This is a genomic window from Chryseobacterium aquifrigidense, assembly GCF_006716485.1.
Classification (GTDB): domain Bacteria; phylum Bacteroidota; class Bacteroidia; order Flavobacteriales; family Weeksellaceae; genus Chryseobacterium; species Chryseobacterium vietnamense.
This window is the reverse complement of sequence record NZ_VFPD01000005.1, coordinates 112430-132149: the sequence shown is the minus strand read 5'-3', so window position 1 is coordinate 132149 and position 19720 is coordinate 112430. Positions and strand designations below refer to the sequence as shown.

Here is a 19720-nt window from a genome sequence, read left to right as displayed (position 1 = left end):
TTTCAGTGGGGCAAAGATAGAAACTTCATACACACCACGCAACTTTATTTAACATAAATTTTACCGTTTTGTAATATTAAGCCTTAAAGAGCTGGGTAGCAGAGTGAAAAATTTTAAACATTTGTTTGGGGATCGGGTGAGAGTGTGGGAGGGTTGGAGAGTTTGAGCATTGGAGAGGGGGGAAATGGATGATGCGGGGGAGCGAGATGCGGGGTTTTTAGGGTGACCATTGATCAAAAGAAGGTATATATATTATATAGTAGAGCTTTTTTTAAATTAATACACTATATATAAGTTTTGGCTAAAGCCAAACTAAGGAATTATTTTTTACTAAACGGGCTAAAGCCCGTTCCTATTGAATATTTACAGATCTCATGGATTTGCACAAATAAGGTGTCGTATTTATATTATATATAGGATGGGAAATGTTAAAGAGTACATCATATATAATATAGAGTAATAGGATTTAAATCCTATACCCATAATTAATAAAATGCTTCGACTCCGCTCAGCATGACACGGCTAATACTAACTGCTAAAAAAGTCTTAGATAGTAACCTGCCAACTTACATCCTTTAAGAGCTTTTGTAAAGAAGTTTGGATTTCTGAACAATGACACAATGGGAATAGAGGCTTATACTCAATAACCAGCTTCCCTAGAAATCAGGAATATGAAAATTCAATACCAATGTTCCTTTTCTACATGGAAACCTGAAACCCGAAACACAATAACCCGAACCACTGTACACTCCTGCCCCGAAAATCATCATTCATCATTTATAATTGATAATTGATAATTGATAACTCCTCCCCTAGCCCTGATAGTAATGGTTACCCCGCAGCATGGGCTGGCGAGTGGGTGGGACTGAGCGTGGGAGTGCGCTGGCGCGAGGAGTATGAATGGATAGCAGGAAATAGCTCCTGAGAAAGTTGGAGAGCTGGAGAGTTGGAGAGTTTGAAAGTGAAAAAGTGTGAGAGGGTAAGAGTGTTGGTGAAGAGAGAATAAAAGAAGAGTAGGAAATAGTAATGGATTTGAAGTGTGTTAAAAGAAACGCTTGCCTAATTGCTTATAGGTATAGTATCCTAACAGACATCCGATTGTATCTGCTACTATATCTAAAGTTTCCATTGATCTGCCTAATCCCATTTCTTCCTGCAGGATTTCGGTAAGGAAAGCATAGAGAAGGATGATCTGGAAAAAATAGGAGAATTTTATTTTTGGGAAAGCGGCAATGAAAGAGAAACCCAAGGCTGCAAATATACTGAGATGCAATACCTTGTCGATACCGCTGAACATGAACCAATATTCATGATTTTCTTCTCCCGGTCTGAGAAGCATATAAGTAAGAAATGCCCAATAAATGGGCAGTATCTTACTAAATATTTTTGAAATCTTATCCAATGATCGCTTTGTAATCATCCGCAGAAAGTAACTCTGACTGGTCTGCTCCATCAGCAATTTCCAATTTGATGATCCATCCGTTTCCATAAGGATCTGTATTTAACAGTTCAGGCTGATCTTCTAATTCTGAATTAAACTCGATAACTTTTCCTGCGATAGGTAAGAACAGGTCTGAAACAGTTTTTACTGCTTCTACACTTCCGAAAACGTCTCCTCCATTAAGATCATCATCTACAGTATCTACATCAACGTAAACGATATCTCCAAGCTCTCCTTGTGCGAAGTCTGTAATACCGATTGTAGCAACGTTACCTTCGATCTTGATCCATTCGTGATCTTTCGTGTACTTTAATTCTGATGGTGTGTTCATTTTTAAATTTTTATTTTGTACAAATGTATTCAAAAATATAGTAGCTTCAAATATTGGATATAAAAAAAGTCCTTCAAAACTGAAGGACTTTTGTGTTTATATTATTTTTAGAATCCACCTCCGGAATCTCCGAATGTAAATGTGGCTGAAATACCTGCTCTGATCGTAGACAGCGGGAATGCTGTGGAGATCTTGTATTTTGAGGTCATCTGTTCGTAGAACACTCTCAGGTTCAGATTCTCGGAGACATTGTAGTCTGCTGAAAGTTTAATGTTCATCAATCTTTGTCCTCCGGTAACCTGGGCATCATTCAACAGGATATTCATAATGGATGTTTTACTGTCTCTTAATGAAATATCTCCTCTGATGTTAAGGTCACTTCCTTTTCCTCTTGTTCCTCTTCCTCTGATATTGGCTGTTCCTAATCTGAAGTTTCGGACAATATACCCCAGCCTTACTACATATTCTGTATTTGCATCTTCGGTTAGGGTCTGGTTAACTAATCCCAGTACCATCATTCTGGTTCTGTTGTACTGTATTCCGAACTGCATATTATTTCTCATGGTAACATCCACTCCAATAAGCGGTGAGAAAGATTCTACATACCCAACCTGTGCGAATGTATACGGGTTAATTTTATCCCCACCGTCTTTGATCACATTACCTGCATTATCTACGGTCTGATAATATCCGTTTGGGTTACCATGATAATCTACATTGCTTTGAATACCTGTTGCAGTATACGTAGCTGTATAGGCATGTAAGATATCGAACTTCGTGAACTGCCCGCTGATTATCGGAATATTTTTTAATCCTGAATAGGTAATTCTCCAGTTTGGTAACGGGAATCCTGACTTTTTAGGATTAGTTAATGGTGTTACAGATTTTCCTTCCATCGCTGCTCTAAAGGCAGGGATCAATACATAGGCATTACCAATGCTATAGTGCTGAGCAAATCCGTTATTATCCAATACTGCTCCAGGACCTCCCAATTGTTGGGAAAGAGCTCTTGCATTTTCTCTGATCGCCTGGTACACTGCCTGCCCATCTTTAAATGATGTGCTAAGAAGCGACGTAGTATTGGAATACGTTATCATTTCGCTGGCGAATGTAAAATCCGTATCAGGAACTCCACCATTGGTATAGTTAAATCCTGTATGTGAGAAGTTACTGTTGAAGGTATGCAACACATTAAGATCCACTCTTAAATCGTTCATAGGCATCACCTGTAAGTCTGCTCTCAATTCTTTGGTCGACATTTTTACATACGGATCTGTCATATAATTGGAATCACTCACCCATCCGTTTTCCATTACTGTTCTTCTGATGTCTGCCTGCGATCCTAAAAGGAATCCAAGTGTAGGACCTCCCAGTGTCTGTCCGGATCCATACCAGTTTGGTGCTGATATCAGTCCCGGAAGCACTGTTCCATTCGTTTCGTTATAACTTACGTTTAACTGTTTAAAAGAAGTTAAGAAGAATGCAGCACTTTGAAGTGGAGTAAGCTTATTCTTAAATTTATATTTCTTATATCTGTATCTGTTTTTCTCCCATTGTTTTGCATACACATTATTCAGGGAGTCCATCTCCTGTCTGCGTTTCTGAAGTTTGGCATTAATATTTTTGAAATAGTTAAACTGTCCAAAGAACTTCGGAAGATCTGCAGAAGCTGTTGCCTGAATCACATTGGTATTCTGTCCCACAGATCCTAAACTCGCTGTCTTGTTTGTATTAGGGTCAGTAAATCCAAGCAATGATGTAGATCTTGCCGCCCAGTTATAGGTAAATCCGTATCCGACTTCTGCATCAATAAAGTCCAGATAAGGCAGATACTGGAATGGCAGTTTATAATTCAGCTGTGCTCTGTGATTATACAATACCGGTCTTCCTGCTCTGAATACATTTCCGAAGATCGATTTGCTGTCCATTGAATTTACATCCAGATTATCATTCAAGGTTCTGGTTGCAGAATTGATTTCCAGTTTCAATGATTTCGTGAAATTGAATCCTAATCCGTACTGCCATCCAAAGAAGAAGTTTCTGTTTCTGATGGCATCGAAATTACTGTTCATGTCACCATTTAGGATTGCTTCCACATTTCTGAACTCAAGCTCGTTATAGTTTCTGTCGATTTCAGTTCTGAAAGAGATTCTTGTTGGAATTGGATTAATATTGAATTCCTTTACCCATCTAAGATACTTTGTAGATTTTGCCGTATCGCTGATCATCTTGTTGAAAGGTTTCAGCACCCACGGTTTAAAGGTGTAGTTATAATCTATATATCCTCTCAGATACTGTCTGTAGTTTCTCTTGGTGTAGATATCTCTGAAATAGTCATCGTTATAAACTGCAGTTACTGATACGTTTTCAATATCATAAAACTTAGGCTTTTTATTTGGATTTACTCTTTCCTTATGCATGTTAACGACTCCTATACTTCTCTGTTGAGTATACGTTCTCGCTACTTTTTTCAACTGATCCTTGTTCGGAGCCTTATTGAATTCTACGTCGGTATCCAGAGGATTGTACTTTGGATCTTCAATAGTCTGCGAGTAAGAATAGTTTAAAGGAATTTTTACCCCTGTTTTTTCCGGAAGGAATTTATCTACATTGATTGCGGTATTAATACTGAATGCCGACTGAGTAGATTGTGTTCTTTCCGCAGGTTTTGAATCGATATTCCCGAAACCAACTGAGGTATAAGAGGCATTGGCATTCACTGTTGCCAGGTCTCCCATATTGAAGTTTAAGCTGGCATTTCCTGCATATCCTCCATCATTTTCTATTTCAGAAAGACGGATTTCGTTTACCCAAAGAACTCTTGTTATGGTAGAGTTTGTTCTTGGATCTGCATTTCTTACCCCAATCATGATAGTGGTAATATTTCCTAAACTTGGTCTACCTTTGATATAAATATTTTTATACGGTTCCTGATATCCCAGATCCACGGTTCTATTGGTAATTGCAACACCTGATTTGTCTCTTCTGATTTTAGCATCTACAAAGTTCTGAACGTCAAAATCAACTTCATTTTCCATTGGCCATATCTCCATAGGAGCTGTTGCTGTTGTAGGAGTCATTCTTAAAGATGATTCATATTCGTAATAGTTATCAGTAGCATCGCTTCCGAAACGAATAAAGAATTTGGTATTCTCATCCAGTCCAATTACTCTGTTTAATGGATCATGAGCGTGTACAAAGAGCTTCAGCTTCTTGTATCTTCTCATATCCAACGTTGTATTTTTGAAAACTCCTCTTGCTTCAGTTTTAAGGTCTTTTACTTTCATGTAAAGTGAAGCTTCATTCTGTCTCTGAGCTCCTGCATTTCCACTCAATACCTGTCTGTCGATCCCCGGAGGCAATACATATGGAGGCTGATTCAAAGCATTCTCTTCAATATTCACACTTCCTATTTCAAAATTAGGATCTGTCACCGTTCCCGTTCCTTCGTCGGAATTGGGAACATTTACACTGGCAATTTTGCTGGTATATTTTCTCCAGTCTGATCTTACAAGATCCATTGTTCCGAATCTTAACGTAGATGTTTGCTCAAATCCTGCCAGCATCAATCTTGCAAATCTTACATTATTTAGTACTGCATCTTCGTGTGTTCCTTCAGCCAGATCGTAATTTGCTACAGGAATTCTGAACAAATACCATTTTACATCTGAAGTCTGCCCGTTCTGGAATGTTGCTTTTACTGTTTTTACATCTACAATATTATTCGATCCAAGTGACAAACTTGGCTGGTCAAGCTTTATAACATATTGGTTATAGTTTTCAGTCTGATCAAGGTTGTAATCTTTATTGATATCTTCAGCATCCGGAGTTTGAGAAGCTACATTCAGAGAGTTGGCTTCTGAGTTTCCTTCAGGATTTCTGAAATATTTGTATCGTTCCACCACTGAAGCAGCCTGGCTTCCTGTAAACTTATCAGAAAGATAGAATACGAAGTCATCTACTGCAGGGTCAGCAATATTCGTTACCGGGTTTACAAATGTATTTCCGAATCTCATTGCCTCCTGGTCAGAAGTAAGACCGTCATATCCGGCATCCTGTGTTTTTCTTTCATCTCCTTCTGTAGAGAATGCATATAAAATTGGTGGCTGTTTTGGCTGTGTTCCCCAGTTTGAATTCGTTGTAGAAGAAGGATTACCTGGAGTTGGAAGTCCATTTTCATATTGCATTTTTCCATCTTTCAGAACATCTTCGGAAACGTTTCCTAAGTGAAGTAAAAGTTTTGGATCAGTACCCAGCGTTTTACCATCTGCATAAGGATCCATCATCCAGAATTCAACGTATTCAATGTTTGAAGTAACAAAGTTGGGAACACTGATCGATCTCATAATCCCCGCCCATCTGCTTTGTGCCGGTTCTGCCAACGGGTTTACGTTGTATGGTCCTTTTTCCTTAGGGAAATAAGAGATATCGAAAGTATTTGTAAAGGTTTGTTCCCCGGCTACGAAATCTCTGTTGTTATAGATCTCCGAATATTGTACTCTTCTGGAAGCGTGATTGGATACAGACTGTGGTGTAATTCCTGAAGGAGCTTTTCCTCCAACATTCCAGAATCTAGGGTCAATATTATACCATGTTAATAATCCCCTTCCATATCCGCTTGTTATGTCATCATTGGCCGGAACTGTGTTAAATGGCGGCAATGTATTTTTTTCCGGTTTTGAAGCAAGGCTCCATGCTGCCGGTTCTTTTAATGATATTTTAGAGGTTGTCTGTTCAAAATCGTCAATGTAAGACTGATTGTTTGTTCCTTTATTCAATCCAGGTAATAAGTAAGCTGCTTCCATCTTAAAGTTTAAGTTGGATGGAGCTTCGGTTTTTACCATAGGAAGTTTATTGGTCAATCTTGTCAGATAAGGAGCCTGATTGTTGTACATCAGGTTGATCCCTGCCATGGTATTGTTTACCGCTTCCTGCCCGAAGTTTACTTTCTGGGTTAATGGAGATTCAGAGTAATTGATTACTGTTCCTCCCAGTATAAAGTTTTCACTGAATCTTCTTTCTAAGTTTAATCCTAAGAATCTTTTTCTTTGAGTATTAAATGTCAACTGGTTTTCCAGTGAAATATTGATGGCCTGTCCGGACTGTTTTACATTTTCGTTAATGATTGTAACGGTTCCAAGCATATAGTCTACGGTGTAGTCTACACCTTCTGTAAGCTGTACTCCGTTTGCAGCCACTTTTACCGATCCCTGAGGAACGTTTACTGCACCTAAAGAAATACCTTGTCCTTGAACTCCTTTGTAACGGCCTTCCATGGTATACCTTTGTGCAAGATTACTGGAGATTGCCTGTTGTTTCTGTTTGGTATAAAGATCCTGAAACACGTATTGAGGATCAAAAGTTCCTCCCAAAGCTTTTTGTATGTAGGCACCGAAAGGCTGTACTTTGGTAAAGATGACTCTTCCGGTTTCCGGCCTGATGGTAATCCCATTGACAAAATCGAAAATACCGTCCCCTTTACTTCCATCTTTATTGTTCTGGATATCGCCGTTCATATTAAGACGGTCCCAGTTAAATAATTTCAATAAGTTCTGATCTTTTACAGGAGTATCCGGAAGATAATTTACTTTACCTCCTGTTTTTGGATCTCTGTAGTATACGTTAAGGATAAATCCGTCGGGAGATACCTGCCCTGCATCAATAGAATAAATGTTCTTCATCATCAGGTCCCACATTGGAGACTGTGTGTTCACCTTATTGTTTACTCTCAATACTTTGGTAACCAGTACAGGACTTTCTTCAGAAAATTCCCCTACTTTGTATACTTTATTGCTTCCGTTAACGGTATATGAGTAGGAAACGGCTAAAAGCTGCTGATCATTAAGTTTTTGATTTAATGAAATATATCCCAGCTGTGGCTGGTAGGTAAATTCATTACTGTTAAGTTTTCTTGCTTTTGTATTGTAAATGAACTGTTCTCCATTGTCATAAGGAGTTGGATCTCCGGGAAGCACCTGTCCCTGGAAAATAGTTCCATAGTTTTTCCCTGCTTCTCTGGTTCCTGCTACAGATGAAACAGCATCATAAAGACCGTTCAGAGAGTTATCCGGCAGTGTAATTCCTCCAGGTCCTTCTCCAAGGTCCCTGATCCCGATAATACTTTTCTGATAAGCCAGGTTACTGTTCCCCTGATCAAGTACCCAGACTTCCATTCTGGTAATATTGATTGTTGAATTGATCTGTGGATAATTAAGCAGGGCATCGTCATACTTATTCAGGAAATAATGTCCTAAAAAGAAGTGCTGGTTTTCTTCATAGTCAATTGCGTTGACTTTGAAATTGTTCATTACACCACCACCCTGTACTACAATATTACGAGCTTCTCCCTGTTGCTGGGAAAGGACTACTGTTCCAAATGTTTTTCCTAACTGGAATTCCGTTTTCACCCCGAACAGTGATTGGGAACCACGGATGAGACTTGTTGAAAGTGGCATGTTTACATTACCAAATTCGACTCTTTTGATGATTTTATCTTCTCCTCCTTCATTAGGTTTATCTACATTTCCAAGACCTTTACTCTGAAGATCTTTCCAGCTTCCTTTTGCCTGCCATACAAGGTTCATTCTGTTTTCGAAAGCAAAACCACTCTGGGTATCATAATTGGCCTTTAACTGAAGGTTTTCCCCTACTTTCCCTAATAATCCCAGCTGAATTCTCTGATCGATATCAAAGGTAAAACTGGTCCTGTTCTGAGGCAGGATCATCGGGTTATCTATTTTTTGGTAAAGTCCTGCAAAATCCAGGGATGCGTATCCGGAAGGGATGATTTCAATTTTGTTGCCTCCGAAAATGGTCTCAAACAGTTTGTTATTAATTAACAAAGAAGGAATTAATCCCTGCTTTCTCGCATCAGATCTGTCTTTTCTGAAGAGGAGATTATATTTATCAGATTTCTCCTTGTAATAAGCTTTTGTCTGGCTGGCAAGCATATATTCTTTATACTCTTCCGGAGACATCGCTGTAGGAGGACCTGTAATAGTATTCCCTATTTTGGGATATACATAGTACATCCCGGTTTTTATATCGTAATAGGCTTCATACCTCGTAGGGTCAGCCACTTCATATTGTTTTCTTATGATCGCTGTATCTTTCTGTGCCTGTGCAAAAGCACTCACAGACATACACAGGAACGACAGGAACAAAAATATGTTAAGATGCTTACTATTCGCCACCAAATGTTAAATGTTTTTTAAGATTTGTTTAACCAATTCTTCTACCGAGATGGTTGGATTTTGTTTTATAATTTTATCCGCAATCTTCTCGCTCGCTCGTTTAGGAATGCCTAAAACTTCTAATGCAGATAACGATTCTTCCTTAATTTTATTATCCACCATCACAGAAATATTCGCGTTTGGATCGCTGTATTTCTGTACTTTATCTTTAAGATCTACAATAATTCTTTCGGCCGTTTTTGCACCAATTCCTTTTGCTTTTTGGATCAGTGCACTGTTTCCGGAAAGTATAGCAGACGCAATCTCATCAAGACTCAATGTTGACAACAGAATCAGTGCTGAAACGGCTCCTACTCCATTAACGCTTATTAACAGATTGAACATTTCTTTTTCTGAACGTGTGTTAAATCCAAAGAGAAGATGAGCATCTTCACGAATGATCTGCTGAATAAATAAAAAGGTCTGCTGGTTCAAAACCAGTGTCTGTGAGGTCATCAAACTGATTCCCACATAGTAACCAACTCCTTGAACATTGATGACAGCGTAGGTAGGCGTAAGTTCTTGAACAGTGCCTTGTAAAGAAAATATCATTATTAATTTTTAAAACTCCCAAATATAGCAATTTAAACTAATTAATGTTTTCATTTGATGTACGAATGATTTTTAACTTAAATTTCAAATAAGAATTCAAGGAATTAACAGAAAAACAAAAGACTCCAAAATATGGAGTCTTTTTACTATTTGAACACGGTTTAAAGTGTCATTTTTTAAATAAGAAAGATGGATTACTGCTTCCAGTTATGCTGCTCATTCTATTACGATTTCTTTTCTCTTCTTTGAGCATCAAGAACAGCAATCGTAGCAAGGTTTACAATCTCATCAACGCTTGAACGCATCTGAAGTACGTGTACCGGCTGCTTTAACCCCATTAAGATAGGTCCGATAACCTGTGCTACTTTCATTCCTCTCAGAATCTTGTAAGAAAGGTTTGCACTTTCCAGATTCGGGAAGATGAATGTGTTGGCCGGTGTAGTTCCTAGTTTTGAGAATGGGTAATCGCTCAGGTGATCTGCATTCATTGCAAAATCCGGCTGAATTTCACCATCTACAACCATTTTAGGGAATTTCTCATGAAGGATACTTACTGCTTTTGCCACTTTTTTAGAAGTTTCGGAAATGGCAGCAAAGTTTTCAAATCCAAGCATTGCAATTCTTGGTTCAATAGCAAAAGATTTTACTGTAAATTCTGCCATTTTAGCAATATTCACAAGATCTTCAGCGGTAGGATTCTGATTGATAGAAGTATCTGCGAAGAAAATAGGTTTCTTTTCAGACAGAATCATCATCATTGCCGCTACTTTATCTACTCCCTTATCTTTTTCAATAACTTCTAAAACAGGACGTAAAACGGAAGTATAGTTTTTAGAGAATCCTACAATAAGTCCATCAGTATCTCCATGCTTCAGCATCAAAGGTCCGAAATAGTCTCTCTGACGTACATATCTCTTCGCTTTGTACTCGTTCATTCCTTTTCTCTGACGAAGTTTCCAAAGGGTTTCTCTGTATTTTTTTCTGTTTTCTTTCTGATCGTCATCACTTGGATCAATGATTGGAACATCCAGGGTAATTCCGTAACGTTCCATCTGTTCCTTGATGTATTTTTTATCTCCTAAAAGGCTTGGATAAGCAATTCCTTCTTCATAAAGAATCTGGGCTGCTTTCAAGACATTGTATTCTTCAGCATTTCCAAGGGTAATTCTTTTCGGATTGGATTTCGCACGGCTCTGCATCATTCTTACCAATCTCTCATCTCTACCCATTCTGTCTAACAGCTGATGCTCATATTCGTCAAAATCCGTAATGGTTTTTCTGGCAACTCCACTTTCAATGGCTGCTTTTGCAACAGCGCTTGATACTTTTGTGATCAATCTGTTATCAAAAGGTTTCGGAATGAAATATTCTCTTCCAAACTGAAGATTCTGAACGTTGTATGCTAAAATTACAGCTTCCGGCACGGGTTCTTTTGCAAGATCCGCAATGGCGTGTACGGCAGCCAGTTTCATATCTTCATTAATTCCTGTAGCCTGTACATCTAATGCTCCACGGAAAATATAAGGGAATCCCAATACATTGTTTACCTGATTAGGATAATCACTTCTTCCTGTTGCCATGATCACATCTTTACGGGTTTCAAGGGCCAGGTCATAAGCAATTTCCGGATCAGGGTTGGCTAAAGCAAATACGATAGGATTATCATTCATACTTAACAACATTTCCGGAGTCATTACGTTTCCTTTTGACAATCCTACAAAAACATCGGATCCTTTTACAGCGTCTTCCAATGTTTCAATATCTGTCTGAGCGATGAAATCTAATTTTTCAGGCGTAAGATTTTCTCTTTTATGGTTAATTACTCCTTTACTGTCACACATCAGGACGTTTTCTTTTTTCAGTCCTAATGAGATATAAAGTTTGGTACATGCAATGGCTGCAGCACCAGCTCCGTTTACCACCATTTTCACTTTATCAATATCTTTATTGGCAATCTGCAGAGAGTTGATCAATGCAGCAGCTGAGATAATGGCTGTTCCGTGCTGGTCATCGTGCATCAAAGGAATATTCAATTCCTCTTTCAGTCTTTGTTCTATATAAAACGCTTCAGGAGCTTTAATATCTTCCAGGTTGATCCCTCCGAAAGTAGGCGCAATTCCTTTTACGATTTCAATAAATTTATCAGGATCTTTTTCATCGATCTCAATATCAAAAACGTTGATATCTGCAAAGATCTTGAATAATAGTCCTTTCCCTTCCATTACCGGTTTTGAAGCCTCAGCACCGATATCTCCCAGTCCAAGTACGGCAGTACCGTTAGAAATTACTGCTACCAGGTTTCCTTTTCCTGTATAATCATATACAGTTTCCGGCTTATCATGAATTTCCATACAAGGAACTGCTACTCCCGGAGAGTAAGCCAATGACAAATCTCTTTGAGAAGAGTGTGGCTTTGATGGGATTACTTCAATTTTTCCTTTGGGTTCTGCTTTATGATAATCTAGCGCTGCCTGGCTAAAGTTCTTTTCGTCACGATTGTTGTTACTTGACATAAAATTTTGTTTTTTGTTAAAGTATATATTTAATGTGGTAATCTACTAAGCTTTCAATTGGTTTCTGCACAACATGTCCCACATTTAAATTAAGTTCTGTAGCTACAGAACGTAGTATATTTTCATAATAATAAGCGATGGAACCGATAAAATTAATCTCGGCATCATGCGCTTCCTCATAAGGAAGAACCTGATATTCGAAGAAACTTTTCATTTCTTCAAAAACCATGTCTTTGAAATAAGGATGTTCTTTTCTTTCGATTACAAATTTGGTAAAATTCGCCAGATATGCATTGGGTCTTGGCGTATGATACATATTTTTCAATGCATCTTCTACGGTAAGCTGATAATCTGCTTCAAATTCTTTATGAAGATCTGCAGGCAGTTTTTTCATAAAGTATCTGCGCACCAATTGCTTTCCGATAGCACTGCCACTTCCTTCATCCCCGATCAGGAAACCTAGCGAAGGCAATTCTATCTTTACATTTTCACCGTCAAAAAAACAGGAATTAGACCCCGTGCCCAGAATGCACACGATAGCAGGTTTTCCACTGTACGCTGCATAGGCTGCAGCCATGAGATCTTCTTTCACAATAATCTCTGCTTTGTCAAAAACCTTCTTCAGTTCTTCCTCTATGGTTTCGCAGTTTTTTTTCACTCCGCATCCGGAACCATAAAAAAAGACTTTGGTAATTGAATTTTTAACCGATATCAGATTGCTATTCTTCTGTATTTCAGGAGCGATAAGTTCTCTGTTGATAAAATTCGGATTAAAACCGATTGTTTCTGTTTTCAGAAAAACTTTTTTAAAGTCATCAAGTATTACCCAATCCGTTTTAGTAGAACCACTATCTACAATAGCAACCATATTTTAGATTTTAATTTAAGGGTGCTAAATTATGAATTTATCTTCAATTAGCGTTTAAAAACAACCTGGAAGCTGTCTAAAATCATTAATGTTTGATTTGTGTTTTTTTTTCGTTGAATTGCAAAAGCCAGTCTTCTATTTCATCTTCCAGATAGGAAGTCTGTAATACCATTGCATTGATAAAATCATCAGGCACTGGTTCTCCGTTGGAGTTTTCAAGATTCCACAATTCGTCTGACATATTTTCATATTCTGAATACACTCTTTTGAAGCGGGAATTTTCTTTCTCAAGAGCCTCAATATTTTTCTGTTGAAGCTGGAATTTTCTGTATTTGTTTTGACGTTTCATACAAATATTATTAAAAATTGGGTCATAAAATGTTGGAGTATATGCTCTTAATCGTGCACTACAAGATAGAAAAAACCATCAACACAAGGAGTTGAAAATGAATTTATTATCAGGTCTTAATTACATCATTCTGAATATTAAAATTAGAAATAATTTTTATTAAAAAAAATATTTTAACAACTTTTTTCAGTGTTTAACATATAGTTATAAATTTGCATATTCATATTGTGAAGCTATCTAATTACTGGAATTTAAAAACCATTATGAACAGAAGGGATTCTCTAAAGTGTTTATCTGGTGAGATATAAACCAATTAAGTACGCGATCCAATATGTATAAAGATTTTTAGTTTTATATCCATTACATGAAAGAAATACTCTTACGCCAGAAACAGGTTTTGTTCTTCATTATTGCAGGAGGACTGAGTGCCATTGTAGAAATAGGCAGCTTTAAAATTTTCAGCACCCATCTTCCGCAATTCTTTGTAAAGGAAACCAACTTCTATGGGGTACACTATCCTTTAAGTAACATTTTTTCCACGAGCTGCGGGATTATTACCAATTACTTTCTGAGCATCTGGTTTGTGTTTGAAAGAGGGAAGCACTCAAAGAGAAAAGAGTTTGCCTATTTTATGGTGGTGTCTTTTTTTTCAACATTACTCAGTTTAGGCTTTTTCCAGATATTTTACAGTTTCATATTTAAAGATAATATCAATTTATTTTTTTATACCTTGAGCCCGGAAATGATCAGTAAAATTGCAGCAATATTACTGGTTTCCATTCTGAATTATTCGATAAAGAAGAAAGTAATTTTTAACGGTTAAGCTGTGACAAAAATTTTAAATTATCTCTGGAGATTCTGGCTGCTGCTGTTGGCATTTTTCCTGACAGTCATTATTGGAATCCCGGTTTATATTTTATCCTTTAATAAAAAGCACTATCGGTACGGCTATAAACTTGTCAGACTCTGGTGCTTCGGCATGTTCTACGGAATGGGCTTCAGATATGATTTGATTAAACTTTCTGAGCAGAAAAAAGATAAGAATACACCTTATGTGTTTATCTCCAATCATACGTCTATCATGGATATTATGCTTGTATGTATTCTGTTTCCGGACCATCCGATTTGTTTTGTAGGAAAAAAAGAACTGGTAAAGATTCCGATTTTCGGAACCATATATAAAAGGATATGTGTAATGGTAGACAGAGCAAGTGCAAAAAGCCGTGCAGATGTATACCGCAGATGTGCAGAGAAGATGGAGGAAGGCAACAGCATCGCTATTTTCCCTGAAGGTGGTGTACCTGATGACACTTCTGTTATCCTGGATGATTTTAAGGATGGTGCATTTATGCTGTCTTCGAAACATCATTCTCCTATAGCTGTTTATACCTTTGTAGGACTCAAGGAAATGTTTCCTTTTGAGAATTCAAAAGGCTTTCCAGGAAGAGTAAAGGTATATTTTAACGGAATCATTGAGCCTACAGATTCGCCAAAAGACTTAAAGGCAGAGGCTTATGAGAAAATAAAAAAAACCTTAATCAGGTATTCCGTTGAAAGTAAATAGTTATATTTGTTTGTGAAATCTATAATAAATATGTCAAATTATTCTAAACAAACCAATTGGGCCCAATTCATTCCGTTGGTTACTGTATTCTTCTTTTGGGGATTTGTAGCAGCAAGTAATGATATTCTGATCCCTGTTTTTCAAAAAGCCTTCAATCTATCCCAAACTGAAAGTATGCTGGTACAGATATGCTTTTATGTAGCGTATACTGTAGGTTCTTTAATTTATATGCTTGTATCAAAGAGTCTGAAACAGGATTTGATCAATAAAATCGGGTACAAAAACGGTCTTATTGTAGGACTTTTGATATCCGCATTGGGTACACTATTATTCTACCCTGCTGCGAATATGCATTCTTTCCCTTTAATGATCTCCGGATTATTTATTGTAGGTTTAGGATTCTCTCTTCAACAGATTGTTGCTAACCCCCTTGCTATTGAAGTGGGTCCTACAGAAACAGGATCTCAGAGATTAACAATGGCTGGAGGAATCAACAATTTAGGAACTACTATCGGACCCCTAATTGTTGCATTTGCTATTTTTGGTTCTGCAAGTGCAGCCAATACGGAAGCGAGTATAGAAAGTGTAAAAACACCTTACCTTATATTAGGAGCAGCTTTTGCTTTGGTAGCTTTAATGCTTAAATTTTCTTCTCTTCCTGCAATAACTCCAACAAACACTGAGAATACAGATGATACAACTCCCGGAGAGCACAGAACTTCAGCTTTCCAATATCCTCAATTGGTAATGGGAATGATTGCGATCTTTGTCTATGTAGGAGTGGAAGTTTCTACAGCAAGTAACCTTCCTGCTTATATGGAAAAAAATTTAGGATTTGAAACAAAAGATGTAGCTCCTTACATCTCTCTATATTGGGCTTCATTAATGATTGGCCGTTGGACAGGTGCTGTAGAAGCATTTGATGTGAATGCCGGATTCAAAAAGATATTAAGATTCTTAGCTCCTTATCTTGCATTCGGTGTATTTTTATTCGTAAATGCATTAGCCAACCATGACCTTTCTCCTTTCTATGTATATGGATTTATCATCATTGCCATGATTATCTGTGACATTTTAAGCAAAGGTAACCCGGCAAGAATGCTTTTAATATTCTCTCTGGCAGGGATTACAGCTTTACTTATAGGAATGTTCACCACAGGAATGGTATCTGTGTATGCATTTACCAGTGTCGGTCTTTTCTGCTCTACGCTATGGCCTTGTATTTTTGCATTGGCAATCAACGGACTTGGAAAGCACACCAACCAGGGTTCAGGATACCTTATTATGATGATTATGGGTGGAGGTATTGTAAGCTTTATACAAGGATATATTGCAGATATTACCAATATTCATTTCAGTTATATCGTAGGGGTTATTTGTTTTGCTTATCTTGCATTCTATGCGATCCGTGTAAGTGGGATTCTGAAAGCCCAGGGCATTGATCTTGATAAAGTATCTAAAGGTAATGGTCATTAATATAATAACAAAAATATATAAGAAAAAGAGATTTTGGGCAGGTGTTTTACTTGCCCAATTTCTTTTGTTTTATGGATTCTCAAAATCCAAAGGGATGATTTCTTTTTTTGAAAGCTTTTTTGAAATTCAGAAAGAGGCTCATCAGATACTGTTCAGCTGGATTCCCTTTTCTGTTGGGGATTTGATTTATATCATTTCAGGTGGCTTCCTTTTATATTATTTTATTACTCTATTCAGGAAAGAAAGAAGAAATACCGCCTTGGTAAGAATTCTGATGACCGTGAATATCTTTTATCTCATTTATCAGATCTTTTGGGGTATGCTTTATTTCCAGACTCCTATTATTAAAAAACTTTCAAGGCAGGAAGAACCTAATCTGGACAAGGCAAAAAAACTTGCTATTATCTATCTTGAAAAATGTAAGACAACACGGCAGGCTGTACGGGAAGATGGTAACGGAGTTTTTATCATTACAAATCTCTCCTCAATACAAAAGGAGATTCTGTATCAGCAGACCCAACTCCCTTCTTATATTTCGGATAAAAGAGCTCCTCAGATCCTGGACATTAAACCAAGTTTATTCAAAAATGTGATGAGTTTTACAGGAATCCTGGGATATTATAATCCTTTTACAGCTGAAGCTCAGTATAATTCTGAACTGCCTCATAGTTTCATTCCTTTCACGACCGCCCATGAAAGCTCTCATCAATTGGGTTTTGCCAGAGAGCAGGAGGCTAATTTTGTAGGATATTTATTAGGTATTCATTCCAGTAATATGGAGTTGAGATACAGTACTGAATTTTTTACTTTAAAAAGTCTTTTAAGATTTATTGTGGAGGAAGATCCTCAGTTTGTAAGGAATATTCTTAATCAATATTCTCCTGCTATGAAAAGAGACCGTGCTTATGAAAAAAGTTTTGTTCTCCAGCATCAGGGGTGGCTTGATGAATTCTTTGGATTTACTAACAACCTGTTTCTGAAAAGCAATCAGCAGGAAGGTTCCGTTACCTATTCTTACTTTATTGATCTGCTCTTAAATTACGAATCATAAATAAAAAAAAGAATCGTATCAGGCGATACGATTCTAAAAACACAAATGATGAAAAAAAATTTATTACCTTGACTTGTTCCCTCATTCAAGGCGATGTAAAAGTACGACATATTTTATAAATACAAAAACATTTCTATCCTTTTTTAAAACTTTATGAAAACTTTATGATTTTTTAAGTTTTTTTGAGTTCATTTACTTTTGTCACAAATCATACAGAATAGCGACAACACTCATCCAAAACATGGGTGAAAGCCTTATAAGCTATAAAAAATTAAAAAAAAAAGACATTTGCTTAGACAAAAAACATTTCGATTTTATCTTGTTTTTACTATTTTAAAAATTAGAGTTATCTCTTTTATTATATAAGATATTTCTAACATTTTATATTCAAAAAATTAAAATATCTTCCTCATTCTTTTAGCTATTATTACATCTCTCTTCTATTCAAAAATAAGGGTATTTTATCCACACAAGAAAGCTAAATTTACACTTCATCCGGAAACTTTTAAAAACAGACTCTTGAAATCTTTCTTTAAAAGTGTTCAGATCGTAATAATACAAATAAACTCATACCTGAGAGATGAATAACAGTGCTTTATTAATATCAATACATACAACACCATAAAACTCCAAATCCTATGTAATAAAATACTGAGGATCAAATAAAATCTACCAACACCCGTTTATATCTCACTAATAAAGGAAAATTTTTTTTGTATATTTAAAACATCTGTGTATTTTAGATAAAAATATTAATATGATTTTTGACAAACTAATTAACCACCTAAAACTCGATAAACAGGAATTTATTTTCCAGTTCAATTCCCATCCCAATTACCCATCTGCACTGGCATTTAGTGACACTCTGAACTTTATGGGCGTAAAAAATGACGCTTACGAGCTTGACAAAGAATATTGGGACGAACTTCCGGAAGAATTTATTGCCATTGTTGAGAACTCATTCTCCCTCGTAAAAAAGTCAGGAAGCAATTATTCAGTATATTCGGAAAAAGCAAAGACTTTCGGTAAAGAAGAACTTTATAATAAGTCAACAGATTTCGTACTTCTGTTTGAGAAAACAGAAAATGCAGAAAACAAGCTCGCTTTCAATTTCAAACCGGTTCTTTATATCATTTTTGCAGCTGTTCTTGCTTATTCTTTTATGAGCCAAACCATTTACGAAGCTATATTCAATATTCTTTCATTAGCAGGAGTTTATATTTCCCTGGAAATTTTCAACCAGAAATTCGGAAATACCTCTACTGTCATTGGAAGTATTTGTGGTGGTGGAGGTGCCGCTGCAAGCCAGACCGTCAATTCATGTGATAAGATTATAAAACAGGATAAAACCAGTATTCTAGGATTAAAATTTGCAGACTTTTCTCTGATCTATTTTGCAGGACTAGCGGTATTGGGTCTTTTCTTACCTGCGACAGCGTATATCGTAAAAGGCTTTACATTTGTTTCTGTACTTGCCATCGGGTACTCTCTATACATCCAGGCATTTGTAGAAAAAACATTCTGTAGGGTATGTCTTTTAATTATTTCAATCCTTGCGGGACAAATTGTAATAAGCAGTTTATTTTTTGAGAATCTGTCTTTCAGTGCGGGAACTCTTTTATTGACTGTCATTCTATGGGCTCTTGTATTTTCTGCAGTTATTTATTTCAACACTCTTCTTGAACAAAAAGAAGCGCTTCAAAAGTCGAATGCAAAAAATCTCAGATTCAAGAGAAACTATGAACTTTTCAAAAACCAGATGGAGCAAAACCCAAAAATAGAATTCCAGGATACAGAAACTTTTGCAGTTGGAAAAAGAGATGCCAAGCTGCGTATTTCTATCGTTTCCAATCCATATTGCGGTTTCTGTAAAGATGCACATAAATTGGTGGAAGGTCTTTTGGAGAAATACCCTGACGATATTTCACTTCAGATGAGATTCAATTACAGCCCGGACAGAGCTCCCGAAAAATACACACAGCTTATTTCAGATTTAACTCATATTTACCATCACAAGCCTGAAAAAGAATTTTTACATGCTGTAGAAGAGTGGTTTGAAACTAAAGATGAAAGCAAAATCAATGCACTTTCAGGAGGAAACGTAACGTCGGAAAATCTGAATCCGTTAGTAGAGATGTCCATAGAAAACAGTAATGCGGGATTAAGCTTTACCCCAATCTTTATTATCAATGGATATCAGTTTCCTGACAAATATGATCGTGAAGATATTTTATTCTTTATTGATGAATTAATAGAAGATGATGAGATTTAGTAAATAAATCTTCTTCATTTGAAAATTTCACTATCTTAGGAAAAACAAAATAACCATCTGAAAAGATGTAA

General features: G+C 36.8%; 12 protein-coding genes. 5 read left to right on the top strand and 7 right to left on the bottom strand.

The annotated features are described in order from the left end of the window. Window positions 1–1042: 1042 nt before the first annotated feature. The 7 genes from FB551_RS22575 to FB551_RS22545 form a co-directional block, all read right to left on the bottom strand. A complete protein-coding gene (locus FB551_RS22575; RefSeq protein ID WP_142018999.1) occupies window positions 1043–1420 on the bottom strand; it encodes a VanZ family protein in 378 nt (125 codons plus the stop codon). Then, the gene (gene gcvH, locus FB551_RS22570) at window positions 1395–1772 is read right to left on the bottom strand and encodes a glycine cleavage system protein GcvH (protein ID WP_047429251.1); all 378 of its coding nucleotides are present in this window, start codon (window positions 1770–1772) and stop codon (window positions 1395–1397) included. Before gcvH ends, FB551_RS22575 begins: the two co-directional genes overlap by 26 nt. A 107-nt stretch (window positions 1773–1879) precedes the next feature. Next, complete coding sequence (gene sov / locus FB551_RS22565) at window positions 1880–8914, bottom strand: T9SS outer membrane translocon Sov/SprA (RefSeq protein ID WP_142019002.1); 7035 nt, start codon at window positions 8912–8914, stop codon at window positions 1880–1882. 57 nt (window positions 8915–8971) lie between these two features. Then, entirely contained in the window at window positions 8972–9556 is a 585-nt protein-coding gene (gene ruvA, locus FB551_RS22560) for a Holliday junction branch migration protein RuvA (RefSeq protein WP_047429250.1), read from the bottom strand. A 224-nt stretch (window positions 9557–9780) separates the two neighbouring features. Next, window positions 9781–12069 carry an NADP-dependent malic enzyme gene (locus FB551_RS22555; protein ID WP_047429247.1) on the bottom strand — a complete coding sequence of 763 codons (2289 nt, stop codon included), beginning with the start codon at window positions 12067–12069 and terminating at the stop codon, window positions 9781–9783. Window positions 12070–12085: 16 nt separating this feature from the next. Continuing rightward, entirely contained in the window at window positions 12086–12937 is an 852-nt protein-coding gene (locus FB551_RS22550) for a BadF/BadG/BcrA/BcrD ATPase family protein (RefSeq protein ID WP_047429246.1), read from the bottom strand. Window positions 12938–13022: 85 nt separating this feature from the next. Then, entirely contained in the window at window positions 13023–13286 is a 264-nt protein-coding gene (locus FB551_RS22545; protein ID WP_047429245.1) for a hypothetical protein, read from the bottom strand. A gap of 364 nt (window positions 13287–13650) precedes the next feature. On the opposite strand from FB551_RS22545, the gene FB551_RS22540 reads away from it, so the two are divergent. The 5 genes from FB551_RS22540 (at window position 13651) to FB551_RS22520 (ending at window position 19649) form a co-directional block, all read left to right on the top strand. Further along, window positions 13651–14109 carry a GtrA family protein gene (locus FB551_RS22540; RefSeq protein WP_047429243.1) on the top strand — a complete coding sequence of 153 codons (459 nt, stop codon included), beginning with the start codon at window positions 13651–13653 and terminating at the stop codon, window positions 14107–14109. A 3-nt stretch (window positions 14110–14112) separates the two neighbouring features. Beyond that, complete coding sequence (locus FB551_RS22535; protein ID WP_082001927.1) at window positions 14113–14850, top strand: lysophospholipid acyltransferase family protein; 738 nt, start codon at window positions 14113–14115, stop codon at window positions 14848–14850. Window positions 14851–14880: 30 nt separating this feature from the next. After that, window positions 14881–16326, top strand: coding sequence for an MFS transporter (locus FB551_RS22530; RefSeq protein WP_047429241.1), 1446 nt, complete (start codon window positions 14881–14883; stop codon window positions 16324–16326). 94 nt (window positions 16327–16420) lie between these two features. Beyond that, the gene (locus tag FB551_RS22525) at window positions 16421–17377 is read left to right on the top strand and encodes a DUF3810 domain-containing protein (RefSeq protein WP_310022354.1); all 957 of its coding nucleotides are present in this window, start codon (window positions 16421–16423) and stop codon (window positions 17375–17377) included. Between the two features lie 757 nt (window positions 17378–18134). Continuing rightward, window positions 18135–19649 (top strand): vitamin K epoxide reductase family protein, encoded by a 1515-nt coding sequence (locus FB551_RS22520; protein WP_142018997.1) that lies wholly within the window; start codon window positions 18135–18137, stop codon window positions 19647–19649. Window positions 19650–19720: the final 71 nt, after the last annotated feature.